Source organism: Streptomyces sp. NPDC047917 (genome assembly GCF_043204345.1).
GTDB lineage: Bacteria > Actinomycetota > Actinomycetes > Streptomycetales > Streptomycetaceae > Streptomyces > Streptomyces sanglieri.
Genome location: NZ_JBIDCA010000020.1, coordinates 42,943 through 56,873 on the forward strand (window position 1 = coordinate 42,943; position 13,931 = coordinate 56,873).

Consider the following 13,931-nt stretch of genomic DNA (forward strand, 5'->3'; position numbering starts at 1 on the left):
GTCGGTTGTGGTGAGCGATTGTGTGGCTCCGGACGAGATCGCTACTGTATGTGGTGAGTTGGAGGACTTCGCGGCGGAGGTATTCGAGCCGTTCGCGAGGAACGACCAGCGTCGGTCGGGGCAGGTCTACCTGCGGGGCCTGCTCACGGATGGGCAGCGCAAGTCGGTGGAGCCGATGGTCGCCCGGCAGGAGCACGACGGCGACGACGACGCCGTGGACGTCCTGGAGAACGGGGACGGGGTAGGGGTGCGGTGAGCGGGGCGGCGGCCGGGGTGCTGAGGTTCGGTGAGGACCGCGCCCTCGCCGTGCTGGCCCGGTTCGTGCGGTTGCGGGTCATCGACCCGGAAGGCGCCTACTGGCGGCGCGGGATCCAGGCAGCCGGCCGGTGGCTGCGCGAGACCGGAAACACCGTGCTGCGGGTGCCGTACACGGTCATCACGCCGGAGGACTGGAGCGGGGTCGGTGGGTATCCGCTCGGGCAGTGGCTCGCCGAGCAGCGCCGCGCTTACGCGGCAGGGATGCTGGGGGCCGGGCGGGTCGCCGAGCTGGAGAAGCTCGGCATGGTGTGGTCCGAGCAGAACCCGGCCTGGGCGGACGGGATCGCCGTCGCCCGCGCGTACGCCGCGGTCCACGGGCACTTCCTCCCCCCGACACCACAACGTGGGAAAGGCATCCGATCGGGGTATGGGCGAAGAACGCGAGGGCCACAGCCCGCAGGGCACGGGAGAACGAGGAGCTGCGCGCGGGCCGGCCGCCCCGTCCCCTCGCCTGCCGGCGCGATGACCGAGGCCCGGCGCGATGACCGAGGCCCGGCGCGATGACCGAGGCCCGGCGGGATGAGTTGGACGCGATCGATCCGGGGTGGTGCCCGGTCTGGGACACGGGGTGGCAGCGCGGCTACCGGCTCGTCCAGAACCACGTCCGGGCCGGCGCCCCCCAGCCGGAGACCGTGGGCGACGTCGTCGTCCAGGGCGAAGACCTCGGACGCTGGGTCAACGCGCAGCGGTACGGGTGGGAGCAGCTGCTACCCGTACAGCAGTGGATCCTGGAGAACACCCTCAAGCTCATACCGGCCGAGGAGAACGAACGGCCGGTGAAACAGACGCAGGACACGAAGTGGGCGGCCAACCTCGCGGCGGCACAGCAGTTCCACGCCCGCGAAGGGCACCTACGAGTCCCCCGCAAGCACGTCGAACACCCCTGGGAGCGGAAGACGGCCCGACAGGCCGTCAGAGCGGCACTGACAGGCTTGTGGTGGTCAAGCTGGACGTCTTTCCGTACGGGCCGCCAGCAGATAGAACCGTCCGCCGGAGCTGCCCGCCCACCTCACCAATTCGAACAGACGCATCATTATCGGTATGTCTGGGTACGCCTCTCCAGCAGTCTTCCGCCCCGCCCTCGCCCCGGTGGGTGGCTCACCGTCGTCGCAGCGGCCGACGGACCGGCGGTGTAGCCGTGCCCGAAATCTCAGACCTGGACAAAACAGGGCCGCCGAGTCGGTCCTCGAATGCGCCCATGTGCGCAGGGTTCCATTCGCGATGCCATCAGCATTCAGGGGCGCCGGTCAGTGGATCGGCTCAACAAGGAGACAGACCCTAGTCCTGTGACCGGGATGGTCCACTGTGATCGGAAGGCGGCTCGCGGGACGAGCGCACGCGTAACGGCTGATATTACTGGGGCATGCAGGAAAAGACGGCACGCTCCGCGATCGACATGTTCATTTCCGCGTTCAACGCCTCGGACGACAACTATGTGACTGCCCTGCTCTCCCAGGCCCTGACCTCAGACGTAGTCTTCTGGGGGCCGTTGGGCCGCAGCGAAGGAATCGCGGCGGTCGAGCGGTTCGTGCTGGACATCCGGCACCACCCGGCGGGGACCGGCACGATGGTGCGCTGCTCAGCGGTGGACATGCCTGACGAATGGGCCCGGTACCAGTGGGTCTTCACCACGCCGGATGGAGGCCCCCGCCTGGCGGGAACGGACATCGTCCATCTGAGACGGAGCCTCATCGACCAGGTCATCGTCTTCGCGGGGGAGATCGAACCGTCGGCCTCCTGAGCGTGCGCGGCGGACAGGAACCCGGGGCGCATGGCGGCCCGGGGTCCCTCGCTGTCCAGGGCCAGCGGCGCCGCCCCCCAGGCCCTACACACACTTGAGTGCGATGCTGTGGGCTCCTGAACAGGGGCATCGCACTGACGTGCGTGTAGGCCCTGGGGATCTTCGGGCCGCTCCCCCTCCGCCAACTACGGTGCGGCCGGGACGGGTTCGGTGAGGCGGTCCAGTCGCGTGTAGAGGGGCCGTACGAGGCGGGCGCGATTCTGGACGCAGTGTGCGCTGTCCTTGAGGGGTGCGGACAGGCGTCCGTCGGCTTCGCGGAGGACGACTTCGGCGAGGGCGCCTCGGTCGTCGCTTTTGGGCAGGGCGGCGGCGTGGCGCTGGACGTCGGCGGCCAGCGCGCGGGCGTGCCCGGCGAGCCGGAGGGCGATCTGCTCGTAGTCGCGGGGTGCGAGGTCCGGGTTCTTCCACGCGAGGACGGCGGTAATGAGTGCCTCGTGCAGAGCGCGGTCCAGGGGCAGTTCGGCCTCGACCAGGCCGCGCGGGTCGTAGAGCACGGCGTGGGTGTCACTCAACGGGCACCCGCCGCGTCGTCGTCCTGGTCGTGGTCGCCGGTGTCGGCGTCCGGGGCCTGGACGTCGAGGAAGCGGGCGTAGCCGTGGTCGGCGGGGGCGATCAGCGCCGGGGAGGGCCGACCGAAGGCGGGCGGCCGGAGACCGCGGTCTTCCGGCTGAGGGCCGGCAGGTGTGGGTGCGCTCGTGGCGCGCCGCCTCCGTGTGCTGGGTGCGTCGTGTCGTTCGACGCTACGGAGACCGACGGTCGTTCCTCAACGAGATTGCGGGAAATTGCGGAACTTCATGGGAGCTCTCACATCCCTGACCCAGTGATCCTCACTGCTTGTCCAGCACCAGCGCCGGGCCGTCACTGCTCATCACCCCATAGAACACCCCCGATCGGCCCGACCCAGGGCACCCAAGACCGGACACCAGACTGAGAACCATCCCGGACACGGAAGCGAGAGCTCCCACGATGGTCGACATCGTGCAAATGGTCGGGCGTGCCCTGTGGCCCCGTCCCGGGCGCGGGAGACTCGCCACTTTGATCGTGCCGGTATTCCTCGGTCCGGGCGAAAGCGGCGATGAAATGGTGACGTCGGACGCCTACAAGACCTCTCGAAGGTCCCCGGGGTCCTGCGGGCGCACGACACGGACACCATCGAGGCACTCGCCGATCCCCGTGTCCGCAGCGGCCGGGAGGACGCTCACGACGAGGACCAGGAGCACGACGGCGAGAGTGCCGAGGATGCCCTGGAGGACGGGACGGGGGTGAGGGACGGGGCAGCGGCCGGGTGCTGCGGTTCGGTGAGGACCGCGCCCTCGCCGTGCTGGCCCGGTTCGTGCGGTTGCGGGTCATCGACCGGGAAGGCGCCTACTGGCGGCGCGGGATCCAGGCAGCCGGCCGGTGGCTGCGCGAGACCGGAAACACCGTGCTGCGGGTGCCGTACACGGTCATCACGCCGGAGGACTGGGGCGAGGTCGGTGGGTATCCGCTCGGGCAGTGGCTCGCCGAGCAGCGCCGCGCTTACGCGGCAGGGATGCTGGGGGCCGGGCGGGTCGCCGAGCTGGAGAAGCTCGGCATGGTGTGGTCCGAGCAGAACCCGGCCTGGGCGGATGGGATCGCCGTCGCCCGCGCGTACGCCGCGGTCCACGGGCACTTCCTCCCACCGACAACCACAACGTGGGAAAGGCATCCGATCGGGGTATGGGCGAAGAACGCGAGGGCCACAGCCCGCAGGGCACGGGAGAACGAGGAGCTGCGCGCGGCCGGCCGCCCCGTCCCCTCGCCTGCGGTCATCCCTCGTCGCCGACGGCTCCCGCATCGCTCGGCACAGGATACGGCCGTCGTCGGCCGCCCCGCTGTCAGCACGCAGTTCTCGGGCCGGGGTCAGTGGCGCAGGGTGTAGCGGCGCAGGCGGTCGCGGGGATCGTCCTACGGCAGTCCAAGCCCGGGCCCCACCGGCGTCTCGGAGTACAGGGCGCGGGCTGCTGCCGCCGCGCCGCACGTGGGGCGGCTTCCACAGCAGCAGGTCCGTCTCCTGCCACACCCCGGCCGCGTGCTCCCACTCCCCCTCGCCATCGCGTCGAACGCCTCCGTACGCACCGAGCGGCGCGGGCCTGCGCGTGCAGGGCGGGCCGCCGGGCCTGCGCACTCTGATCAGCGGACCCGAAGCGCTCTCCGGCCTCGTCCTCAATGAGGCGGAACGCCAGCTGTCCGCGACGCTGTGAGGCGCCGTGAGCTGCGTCCATAACCGCGCCCGCATTCTCCCGCGCCCTCTACGAACGCCTGGTTTGCCTGTGCCCAGGTGGCTACTGCGACGGAGCCAACTGCTGTGCGAGGTCCTGCAGTTCTCGCATGAGCGCTGCCGCTTGAGCGCGGCTTCGGCCGATGCAGAGGGCGCCGAACTTCCCGTACTCCGTGACGGGGCTCATCATGTGCAGTACCACGCCGGTCTTCTGTACCGGGTCGAAGTTGATCGGCGAACCGGTGACGGCCTCGATGAGCTGGCCCGGGCGCAGCCCCTTGTAGCGCTGGTCCATGATGGCGTCCGAGGCCTCATAGACGTACTCGGTGTTGTTCACGAAGAGACGTCCGTCCGCTGTCGGTTCTGCGCCGAGTAGGCCCAGAGCCATGGTGAAGGGGTGTTTGGTCGCTGTGGCACGGAGGTTGATCTCACAGCCGAGCAGGCGCCACCCGGGCCCTGATCGCGTGGCGAGGAAGTCCACTCCGTAGTCTCCGCCGTTGACGCCGTGCTCCAGCAGTACCTCGCCCACCCTCAGACCGTACTCGATGATCAGCTGCCGGTAGTCGGCGTGGGCCGGGAAGGTGCAGCCGTGGTAGTTCTGGCCGTTGGCACCGAGGACCTGGTCGTGAGTGGACACGGCTTCCACGGTGCCGTTGTCGGTCAGGCGCCCTTGGAAGCTCGGGCTGGGCAGTGGGACATCCGTGATCATCTCTTCGGCGATCACCCCGGAATCCTTCATCAGGGTGACATAGTCGTCCCATGTGATCTTCGGGTCCATCAGGGATGAATGGGGCAGCGCCCGGCAGATCTGTTCCTCGACGCTGTCATCGGGTGCCGAGGCGATCCCGTCATCCAGTTCGAGCAGAGCATTGCCCAAGCCCCCGCCGTACGCGGTGCTGTTGAGTTTCAACACCAGTTTGTGTTTCCCGGCCCTGACCAGTTTGGCCACCTCGGCGGCGAGTGCCGCAGTGTCACGGCACACACTGCTGCCCGCGGGTACCGGGATGCCGGCGGCGGCAAAGATCTGGCGGCCGGCGTGCTTGGTTCCCAGTGGGATATGGGAAGCGGAAGCCTGAGTGCCCGGCACCTCCAGGTCGCGGGCCAGTTGTTCCAGCAGTCGGGACGGCTCGAAATAGCTCAGCCGCACATCTGCGCCGGTGCGCCGGTGCGTGTCCGAGAACTCCCGCAGCACCTCTCGCGCAGAGGCCGCCTGCGTGCTGACGGGATCGAGAACTTTGCTGCTCAGCCAGCGGGGTGAGACATCGTCAAGGGGCACGATGCGGACCAGGGTGCGCTTCCGCCGCAGCTCGCCCGTACCGGCCGCGTAAGCGTCGCCCGACAGAAGACCCAGGTAGTAGTCCACCTGCTGGTCGGCGTCGATCAGGTCTGGGGCTGTCACATACAGCAGGTGACCGTCGCGACGGCACACTGTGTTGATGATCGCGGGCCCCAGCAGCCGTTCGGGAAAGTACGTTGCGCCGGTCAGCCGCTCCAGCAGTTGCGGGCTGCACTCACGGCTCTCGATGTGGATACGGGCCGTGGGGCGTCGACGCGGTTCAGTCACAATGTCCTCGAAGCTATGGGCGGCAGGTGGGGATTGCGTAAAGCAACAACATGGGTACCCGCATCGAGGTCACGGCCTCCCACCGTGGCGTGGACACGGCGGTGTTCGACGGGTTCCAGCCCCTCGTCCTGAGCCAGGGTCATGAAATTCTCCACCCAGGTTTTGCGCTCTACGTCGTAGTCGACTCCAGCCACCAGGGCTTCGAGCTCCAGAACGCAGAAGCGCACGCGCTGCCACGGGCTGTCATCCCCGATATGGAGCCACCGGTCCTGACGCACTTCTTCAAGGAGGTCCGCCACACGCTCCGGTGCCCGTCGGTCCGTATCGCGCAGGGCCCGGATGCGGCGCTGCTCCGCAGGCGGGAGATGGGAGTCCGGAACGTGTGCGAGCGCCTGGTCCATATAGACGAAATGGTGGTCGATGATGGCCCGCGACCGCTCGGATTCCGACGCATACGGAGCGACCATCTCGTCCGCGACAACAATCAGCCCCCCGGGCGCCGTATGCCGCTTCAGGCCGCGCAGGAACATACGGGTGTCCATGTGATGGGAGGCACCGACCGAAACCGTCACCGGGTAGTCGCGAGGCCCGGCGAAGTCGGTGATCCCTGTCCTGTGCACGGCCACCGCATGACCTGCGGTGTTCTTCACCAGATGAGGGATGGCCGCCGGGCTGGGCTCCACCGCGTCGATCCGCGCGCCCGGGAACATCTCGGCCAGCATCACCGTCGGCAGGCCGGGCCCGCTTCCCACATCGAGCACCGCGTCCGGCAGAGAACGGCAATGGGACCGCACCATGCGGCCCAATTCCACCATCTGCACCGCATAGCCCGGGTGTACCGCTTCGAAGAGCGCGTACTCGTCGACGCTGATGCGGGCCTCCCACACCTCGGTGAACGTACCGTCTCCGTGGTCGGCGTCACCCGTTCCGACGCTTTGGTGGGGATCGTGGTCACGCACGAATCGCGGCACCGCCGGGATCCCGGACCGGTTCAGCACATCACACGCGAGCGTGGCCACCAGCCAGCTCTCGTGCTTCAGCGCGGTCCTGAGCCGTTCCTCGTCACCGGTGAGTACGGAGCTGGCCTCGGCCGGCGGACCCGTGAGGTACTCGGCTAGCTGCCAGACTTCCGCGGCCTGCTCCGGCGCCGGTAACAACGGGCCACCGCGAGCAACGCCCGGTCCGGCGCGATGGCCATGGACCACGATGGACGATGCCCCCTTCTCGATCGTCACCACCGCTCGCGGGAGCCGCATCCGCAGGCCGCTCTCCCATTCCTCGACGGATGCCTCGATCCGGCGCGCATACGTGTTCAGACGCTTCCGCAGTTCCGGCCACCCGACGCCGCTCGAAAGATGGATCACCTGTTCCGGCAGCCCGTTCTGGCACTCCTGCACTACTTTGGCCACCACGGATTCAAGACGTTCAGAAGAATTGATCATCAACTCGGGACGCGGAGCTTCCACAGTCGTCCTTCCAGGAAGAGCAGTCCGGCCCACGGCCGGAGCTGATCGTGCCAACAACATCGCGACGACGGGGCGTGACGACGATTTCGTACTGCCCCGCACCTCGGAACAAACAAGCCCCAACTTTGATGGAGTCGCCGGACACAGACAAGACCGCCCTTTTGCGATACACCCCCGTCGTGGTGGCAGACAGGTGTGGGCGGAGGGTGGGCGGCGTCGGCCGGAGGTGGTGGTGCCGCGGTCGGTGTAGGTGATGTGGAGGACGGCGAGGTCCTGTTCCAGGAGCTCGGCGGCCCTTTGCTGGACATGGACGCGACGTTCGGTGGCCTGGCGCTGGGCGGAGCGGAACCGCTCGATGTGCGTGCAGGTCTGGCACAGTGCGTGGCCGGTGTCGCCGCACGGGGTGCAGGGCTGGTCGGGGCGCGCGCCGCATTCGCCGCACACGCGGTGTGTGGTCGGGCGGCGGTCGCGGAGATCGGCTCGGACTCCTTGACGAGGTAGAGGTCGAACACGCCCCGGCGGCCGGCACCGTCGCGGCCTTCGACCGTGGCGCGGGCCGGGCCGCCCTAGTGGCGCTTCGTGAATCTCCCGGCGGGCGGCGCCGCGCTTCCGTTCGGTGTTCTCCCGGTGACGGAAGAGAGATGCCGTGTGAACGGCGTTCCCGGCCTGCGGAGCAGTACCGGGAATGCGGCCCGGCCGGCCACCCACCGGTGTGGTGAGGCCTTGGCCGTGATCGATGTCCAGCCTGCTGGGGCGGGTGCCACACAGCGGCCCCGCCGACCGAAGGCGGAAAGCGTCATCGGGACGTGCCGTGTCGGTACTGGGCAACATCTTCCTCGCCCATTGCCTGATGTCCCAGTGGGACAGGTCGGCCCACTGTCTGACTGCCTTTCTCGCTCTCCAGCCGCCTCCTGGCCAGCTCTCCGAGCTCCTCGTCGAGGTGGACACGCTGGTGGACGTCTGTCCCGCAACGGACGAACACTTGGCACCATGCCGCCACCGACCAGCCGCGTACTGGTCTCTCGGAACCGGGAGGTGAAGGCCGGGAGAGGTCCGGGCCGTAGCTGGTGCGGTCGGTGGTGACGATCAGGTGCGGTCAGACGAGTACTTTGTCCCGGCCCACGTAGCTGTGAACTCTGGGTCGCCACAAGCCCCGTGGGACGCCTGCGGGCTCGCCGGCGGCTGCATGGCCCCACCCGGCACGGCTGGATCGCGCCCTATCCGTTCTGACGGCCCGTCCGGACCCTGTGAAGCATGGGGGACACCGAGAACGTCACGCCCTGCCCGGACCGCCCCGAGAGCACGCTGCAGGCCGCCCTTGAGGGCGCGTCCGCCCCACCACCACCCGAACCGCCGGACTGCCCGCACTGTGCACTGCCCCAGGACCGCTACCGCACCCTCTACGACGGTCACTGGGTACTCCTCGAACCGAGGATCCTCGTCCCCGCGCACACGGTCCCTCCGCGCCGGCGCTGGATCATCACCACGGACGGGACCGCGATGAACCTGTGGGACGCCGAACCGCTCCCCGGAGCCCGGTGCCGCATCGCGCACCGCGTGGTCTGCCCCTGCCTCCCGCGCGATGACCCCTGGCCCTGGACCACCGTGCTCCGGCAGGAGAACGAACGCCGGGCGCAACGCCTGTTCAACCTCCCCGACGGCTGGGCCCTCCCCGAGGCCGGCTGACAGCGGCCGCCCGGTACGGTGTCCACCGGCTGGGCCTGGGTCACCACCGGTGATCAGCTTTTCAACCCAGCCCCTTGTACCCCGGCTCAGCGCTCTGGCCCGGGGTAGGGCCGTGTCTCCATCAGCAACGCCGCCCGGCCCGGCACGCTGTTCGCATGACCGACGTCTTTGACCACACACCGCAGGTATGGAACACCACGCAACTCCGCGAAGCCGTCAAGGACCTGCCCGACGGCACCCCCATCCACATCGGTCGCCGAAGACCCCGGCGACGTCGGCGGGTACCGCGAATCCGTCCTTGTCGACGCCCACCACGTCGAGAACTGGTGGCCGGCCACTGGCACCACGCCCGAACGAGTCGATAGGGGAAAGGCGCTCACCCTGTCGCCGACTGGACGCCCGGGGAGTACGACCTGCTCGACTGAACCTGCTGCGTTCTCCCGCAGCCTGACCAGGGCCTCGGTCGAAACCTTCGCCCGAGTGAGAAGGAATTTCACCTGGGCCTTTGTGGATTTCGGCACGGGCCGGGTGAAGAACCTCGCGCTCTGCCCGCGCGAGGGGCCCTTGCCGCGGCGTTGGGCCAGCGGTTGCACAGCATTTTTGTGACGTTGCTCTGCAATTTGTGGAATTGATCGACAGCTGGTGAGCCCCGGCCCCTTCGCCCCGAGTGGCGATCAACGGCGTAGATCGCGAACTCCACAACGCCGAGGGCAGCTTGCATGTGCACTCAACCTCTTGAGAAAACCCAATATCGATTGGGGTCTACTGCCGACCGCATTACAGATTCAATTCTCGATGCGAACCTTTCAAGGCCACCGAAAGCACCCCAATCACTCAGCGGCTTCGGGCCTAACAGACGGGTACTGGTGGCAGTATCTACGTTCACCGCGATGCGAATGTACTCACTCCCCGAGAACACCCAATACTGATTCACGTCGCCTGGCACCTGCATTACAGCATCGACCCTTGACGAAAACCTCGCGAGACCACTGAAAGCACCCCAATTACCCAGCGGCTCCGGCTGCGACAATCGCGTGTCGGCGCTGGTCTCATCCTCCACTTCGATGTGAATGTACTCGCTCCCCGAGAACACCCAATACTGATTTACGTCGCCTGGCACCTGCATTGCGGCATCAATCCTTGACGTAAACCCTGCAAGACCATTGAAAGCAACCCAATTGCTCAGCGGCTTCGGCCCCAGCAGGCGAGCATTGACGTCAATGTCTCCATTCACCATGATGCGAATGTACTCATCTCCCGAGAATGCCCAATAGTGAGTCTTATTGTCTGGCGCCTGCATTACGGCGTCAATCCCTGACGTAAACCTTGCAAGACCATTAAAGGCACCCCAATCACTCAGCGGCCTCGAATTCTCCTCCAGAACACTCTTGCCGGGTTCATCATTCATGTAGATAGTAATTAGCTGACCCTCGGGCTCCGCCGCGGTGTTGGTCTCAGTGAGGTGCAAAGTTACGAGAGTGCTTGCCACCGCAGCCAATGCGGCGCCACCGCCGATGAGAATCTGGCGGCGACTCGGCCCACGCGGGGGGAATGCGGCTGTGGTTCTCCCTCGGGCGCCCAGGAGGAAAGCGCCTGGCGATCTCGTCTCTCGGGTCTGCCGGGGCGGAGCGAAGTGTCCCGGTCCGCCGAGGTCGGCGACGGCAGCTCGGACGGCCTCTTCGCGTTGGTCGAGGATGCGCCGGGCTTGATCGACGGCGTCTGCAAGGGGCGTCAGGTACGCGTCGTCGAACTTTAGGGCGGTGGATCCAACGGTGTCGTACGCGGGGGTATGGGCGGTTCCCTGGATTCGGTTGAGCTCAACGCGTAGTTGATCAATGGTGTGGTGGGCGGCTTCGGCCACGTGTCCGAAGATCGCTCGGTCCTGTTCGGCGCGAGCAAGTTCGACGTGTGCTGCTGCGTGTGTGTCCCGAGCCTGGATGAGCTGGGGACGCAGATGTGCGCCGCCTTCGGTAGTAGCGATGCTGGAGAGGCGTTGGATGACGGTGGTCTGATGCCGGATGGTGTCCAGAAGCCCGAGGATGACCTGGTGGGCGTCACGGCGGGCTTGTTCGCTGACCATGAGGACCTTCTGGCAGCCAAGGAGTTCGCGCTGGAGAGCAATGATGTTCTCTTTTGCGGCCAAGATCGCCTCGACATCGGAGGCGGTTGACGCAGCCGGGATATTCACCACGGGGGTGGGGCGATGCTGGTCCGCGTCCCACAAGGGCCGAGCCTGATCGAGAAGGCGTTGCTCGGTGGCTGTATCGCTGGAGCAGATGTCGGCGATGGCGGCGATCAAGGGCCAGCCCAGGCCGATTCCGTTGAGTGCGCTGTAGACAGCATCGCGCGAGGGCACGCGTCGGTCGGGGAAATGGTCGGGGGTCAGCCGTGCAAGGAGGGTCCGTCCGGAGAGACCCTCACTCGTGAGCCATCCCTGTAACAGGAGCGCGAGGTCATTGATCTCCCGGCTGTCTCCGCGCGGAGTTCCGAAGCGGTTCTTGCCCGGTCGTCGCTCGTGTAGTTCCACAATGCCCCCGCTCTCGTTGAATGGTGTCCGGCGGATGTCCGCCGGATGTCCGCCGGACACCATCCAACGCGTCCGGACCTGCCCTGGTTGGGGAATCGTGGAACTGCAACCACCCCGGAGCCGCACCAACGAAGCAGCGGCTCATCCCTGAGAGGGACATCGTGAACATCGACGAAACCACCGGACCCGCTGCAGTCAACCGTTTCCGGGCCAGGCTCACCCGGACCGGGCGGCTACTCGCCAATGGTCTTGTGCGCGGAGCCGCGGCCGGCGCCGGCACGACCGTCGGGAGTTGGATCACCTGGTGGCTGATCCATCGCTGAGTATCCGGTCCTTCGCCGTACTCAACCAACTGCCGAGAATCGGTCTTGGTCCCGCAGCATCCGTGTGCCTATCGAAGTTGACCCGCTGAGTGCAGGAGGCGAGCTGTGGACCCGCCCGAAGCGCGGGTACCCGTTCTGGTCCGCTCACCAGGTTCGGAGACGTCAGGCCGTGAGGGGCTTGGGCAACCCGTCACGGCAGCACGTGCAGCGGGCACCTGGCGCCCTGAAATCACCTGTCCCCGGCTGCTGCTCAAAGCCGTGAACATTCGACGCGGGCGGCCCCCCGCAGCGCCTCCCGAACTGCGGTCAGAACGCTGCTCACTGTCGAGTACGAAGCCACCTCGGCGCTCAGTCGGCGCAGCTCGTCCTGCAAGAGCGTCGGACTTCGACCCATAGGCGACTCCACCCGCGTACCTACGTACCGCTCCCCCGAACCGCCACGACTGAGCACCACATCACCGACGCCCTTCAACACGAACAGCCACCACCGCCCTCGGCCACCGGCCGGGGGCTTCGTGCTTCCTGGAGGAAATCACCGTGCCTACATACGAGTCCCTGCCCCGCTCCACCGCCGAGCGTCACCGCCTCACCCCAGAACAGCGCCGCCGACTCCGCCAAACCGTCACCGCCTTCGTCCACGATCCGCGCGCCGAGGGACGCTTCCGCGCCGGCCTCCGCGTCAAGCACCTCAGCGGGTTCCCCGGCATACACGAGCTCACCTGGTCCATGGGCACCGGACCCGCCGGGCGTGCCACCTGGTCGTACGGGCCGGAACGGAAACGCGGCGCACACATCGTCTGGCGCCGCATCGGCACCCACGACATCTTCACCAGCCCCTGAATCGGTCAGGTGCTCAGGCGGCAGGAACGCCAGCGGTGTTGGCCAGTGCGGCTGATCAGTCCCCGGGCTTCGAGGCGGCCGAGCTGCTAGGCGACGGAGCCGGTGCTGGACAGACCGACCCGGGCGCCGATCTGCCGGGAGGACAGAACAGGCGAGCTGCCGGCAGGTGGCGAGCCAGTCGCGCTGGGCCCGGACCAGGTCGTCGAGGACGGGGTACGTCAGACCTGAATGAGAAAACTTGTTCGTTTCCTGGTGCGACTCGTATCCGGGGCAGTCCGCTCGAAATCAAGGCTCGCATCGCCGCCCTTGAATCTCGCAACGGCTGACCAGCCGAAGGTGACGAGCCAAGCGGGATGCGGCCCGGCCGAAAATCCCTGATCCGGCGGCTACTTCGCCGCGATTCGGGCGGTTGGGGCCTGGCCCGCGAGCACCGAGCGGATGCGCTGCTCCAGTACGCGCGCCCAGTCCTCCGCCGACGGGCTGTCGCCCGAGCGGGGCGTGTGGACGAAGACCTCCACAGGGCCGACCTGAATACGGATGTTTGCGAATCGGTCCGTGTCGTAGCTCAGGCTGTCGTCGCCGATACCGGACTCCTCGGGGGAGAAACACGACCATAAGTCCCGCGCCCGGGTCATGTTCTCCGTCACGAGTTCGACGCGGTCCGGTTCGGTGAGCTCGGCGTCCAGGTTGCCCGAGTCCATCAGGACCTTGAGGGAGAAGTCGGCGCCGTCGCCCTTGCCCTCGTTCCCGACGCTGGAGGCCACCAGGCGCTCGGATCCGTTGAGATCGGCCTCCAGCGCCGTGGCCCCGCACGCGGTCGCGTCTTCGCCCTCCTTGATGGCGTCGGCGGCGTCCCGCCAACCGACGGAATGTTCCCCGGACTTGACCCATCCGGCGGGCAGTTCCCCCTTCTTCGGCAGCGCCGCGATGAGCCCGTCGCTCGTGGGGACGCCGTCGTCGAGCAGGGGGCCGGCCGGAGGGGGCGAGGAGTGTGCCGGGGTGGGAGAGGAGTTCGTGGTCCCGTCGGAGCGCTTCGGAGACGCGGCCTTCTGGTCGCCCTTGCCGTCGGAGCAGGAGGCGGTTCCCGCGATCACCGAAGCGGCGATGCCCAGCCCCACCACTGTACGCACGACTCTGACCCGCCTCATTGCTCCGCAACCCCCATAC

13 protein-coding genes and 1 pseudogene are annotated in these 13,931 nt (G+C 67.5%); 9 read left to right on the top strand and 5 right to left on the bottom strand.

Translation table 11 applies throughout. The annotated features are described in order from the left end of the window. Window positions 1–10: 10 nt before the first annotated feature. The 4 genes from ACGF8B_RS37795 to ACGF8B_RS37810 all read left to right on the top strand — a co-directional run bounded on the left by ACGF8B_RS37795 (window position 11) and on the right by ACGF8B_RS37810 (window position 2,059). Entirely contained in the window at window positions 11–256 is a 246-nt protein-coding gene (locus ACGF8B_RS37795) for a transposase (protein WP_392747010.1), read from the top strand. Then, on the top strand, window positions 253–822 hold the full coding sequence (locus tag ACGF8B_RS37800; RefSeq protein ID WP_392747012.1) for a helicase associated domain-containing protein: 570 nt from the start codon (window positions 253–255) through the stop codon (window positions 820–822). The genes ACGF8B_RS37795 and ACGF8B_RS37800 overlap by 4 nt, the downstream gene beginning before the upstream one ends. Next, the gene (locus tag ACGF8B_RS37805) at window positions 819–1,454 is read left to right on the top strand and encodes a helicase associated domain-containing protein (protein ID WP_392747014.1); all 636 of its coding nucleotides are present in this window, start codon (window positions 819–821) and stop codon (window positions 1,452–1,454) included. Before ACGF8B_RS37800 ends, ACGF8B_RS37805 begins: the two co-directional genes overlap by 4 nt. Before the next feature lie 227 nt (window positions 1,455–1,681). Next, on the top strand, window positions 1,682–2,059 hold the full coding sequence (locus ACGF8B_RS37810) for a nuclear transport factor 2 family protein (protein ID WP_392747015.1): 378 nt from the start codon (window positions 1,682–1,684) through the stop codon (window positions 2,057–2,059). Window positions 2,060–2,244: 185 nt separating this feature from the next. Here the strand turns inward: ACGF8B_RS37810 and ACGF8B_RS37815 are convergent, their stop codons facing one another. Further along, window positions 2,245–2,631 carry a DUF6415 family natural product biosynthesis protein gene (locus tag ACGF8B_RS37815; RefSeq protein WP_392747017.1) on the bottom strand — a complete coding sequence of 129 codons (387 nt, stop codon included), beginning with the start codon at window positions 2,629–2,631 and terminating at the stop codon, window positions 2,245–2,247. 773 nt (window positions 2,632–3,404) lie between these two features. On the opposite strand from ACGF8B_RS37815, the gene ACGF8B_RS37820 reads away from it, so the two are divergent. After that, on the top strand, window positions 3,405–4,019 hold the full coding sequence (locus tag ACGF8B_RS37820) for a helicase associated domain-containing protein (protein WP_392747019.1): 615 nt from the start codon (window positions 3,405–3,407) through the stop codon (window positions 4,017–4,019). A 403-nt stretch (window positions 4,020–4,422) separates the two neighbouring features. On the opposite strand, the gene ACGF8B_RS37825 is transcribed toward ACGF8B_RS37820, so the two are convergent. Continuing rightward, window positions 4,423–5,922, bottom strand: a complete 1,500-nt coding sequence (locus ACGF8B_RS37825) for a peptide ligase PGM1-related protein (RefSeq protein WP_392747020.1) — start codon at window positions 5,920–5,922, stop codon at window positions 4,423–4,425. Continuing rightward, complete coding sequence (locus tag ACGF8B_RS37830; protein ID WP_392747022.1) at window positions 5,919–7,388, bottom strand: class I SAM-dependent methyltransferase; 1,470 nt, start codon at window positions 7,386–7,388, stop codon at window positions 5,919–5,921. Before ACGF8B_RS37830 ends, ACGF8B_RS37825 begins: the two co-directional genes overlap by 4 nt. A 255-nt stretch (window positions 7,389–7,643) precedes the next feature. Here ACGF8B_RS37830 and ACGF8B_RS37835 point away from each other — a divergent pair, with 255 nt between their 5' ends. The 3 genes and pseudogenes from ACGF8B_RS37835 to ACGF8B_RS37845 all read left to right on the top strand — a co-directional run bounded on the left by ACGF8B_RS37835 (window position 7,644) and on the right by ACGF8B_RS37845 (window position 9,680). After that, window positions 7,644–7,889: a hypothetical protein gene (locus ACGF8B_RS37835; protein ID WP_392747024.1), complete on the top strand. Its 246-nt coding sequence runs from the start codon at window positions 7,644–7,646 to the stop codon at window positions 7,887–7,889. 753 nt (window positions 7,890–8,642) lie between these two features. Continuing rightward, window positions 8,643–9,074 carry a DUF6083 domain-containing protein gene (locus ACGF8B_RS37840; protein WP_392747025.1) on the top strand — a complete coding sequence of 144 codons (432 nt, stop codon included), beginning with the start codon at window positions 8,643–8,645 and terminating at the stop codon, window positions 9,072–9,074. A gap of 155 nt (window positions 9,075–9,229) precedes the next feature. Continuing rightward, a pseudogene (locus tag ACGF8B_RS37845) lies at window positions 9,230–9,680 on the top strand (DUF6225 family protein). Between the two features lie 121 nt (window positions 9,681–9,801). Here the strand turns inward: ACGF8B_RS37845 and ACGF8B_RS37850 are convergent. Next, window positions 9,802–11,601 (bottom strand): hypothetical protein, encoded by a 1,800-nt coding sequence (locus ACGF8B_RS37850; RefSeq protein WP_392747026.1) that lies wholly within the window; start codon window positions 11,599–11,601, stop codon window positions 9,802–9,804. Between the two features lie 860 nt (window positions 11,602–12,461). Here ACGF8B_RS37850 and ACGF8B_RS37855 point away from each other — a divergent pair. Next, on the top strand, window positions 12,462–12,764 hold the full coding sequence (locus ACGF8B_RS37855) for a hypothetical protein (protein ID WP_392747027.1): 303 nt from the start codon (window positions 12,462–12,464) through the stop codon (window positions 12,762–12,764). A 386-nt stretch (window positions 12,765–13,150) separates the two neighbouring features. Here the strand turns inward: ACGF8B_RS37855 and ACGF8B_RS37860 are convergent, their stop codons facing one another. Continuing rightward, window positions 13,151–13,894: a hypothetical protein gene (locus ACGF8B_RS37860; protein WP_392747028.1), complete on the bottom strand. Its 744-nt coding sequence runs from the start codon at window positions 13,892–13,894 to the stop codon at window positions 13,151–13,153. Window positions 13,895–13,931: the final 37 nt, after the last annotated feature.

What these genes read in the sequence shown, in the direction of transcription:
- ACGF8B_RS37805 (WP_392747014.1), top strand. Translation starts at nt 819, where the DNA reads ATGACCGAGGCCCGGCGGGATGAGTTGGACGCGATCGATCCGGGGTGG.
- ACGF8B_RS37810 (WP_392747015.1), top strand. Translation starts at nt 1,682, where the DNA reads ATGCAGGAAAAGACGGCACGCTCCGCGATCGACATGTTCATTTCCGCG.
- ACGF8B_RS37840 (WP_392747025.1), top strand. Translation starts at nt 8,643, where the DNA reads ATGGGGGACACCGAGAACGTCACGCCCTGCCCGGACCGCCCCGAGAGC.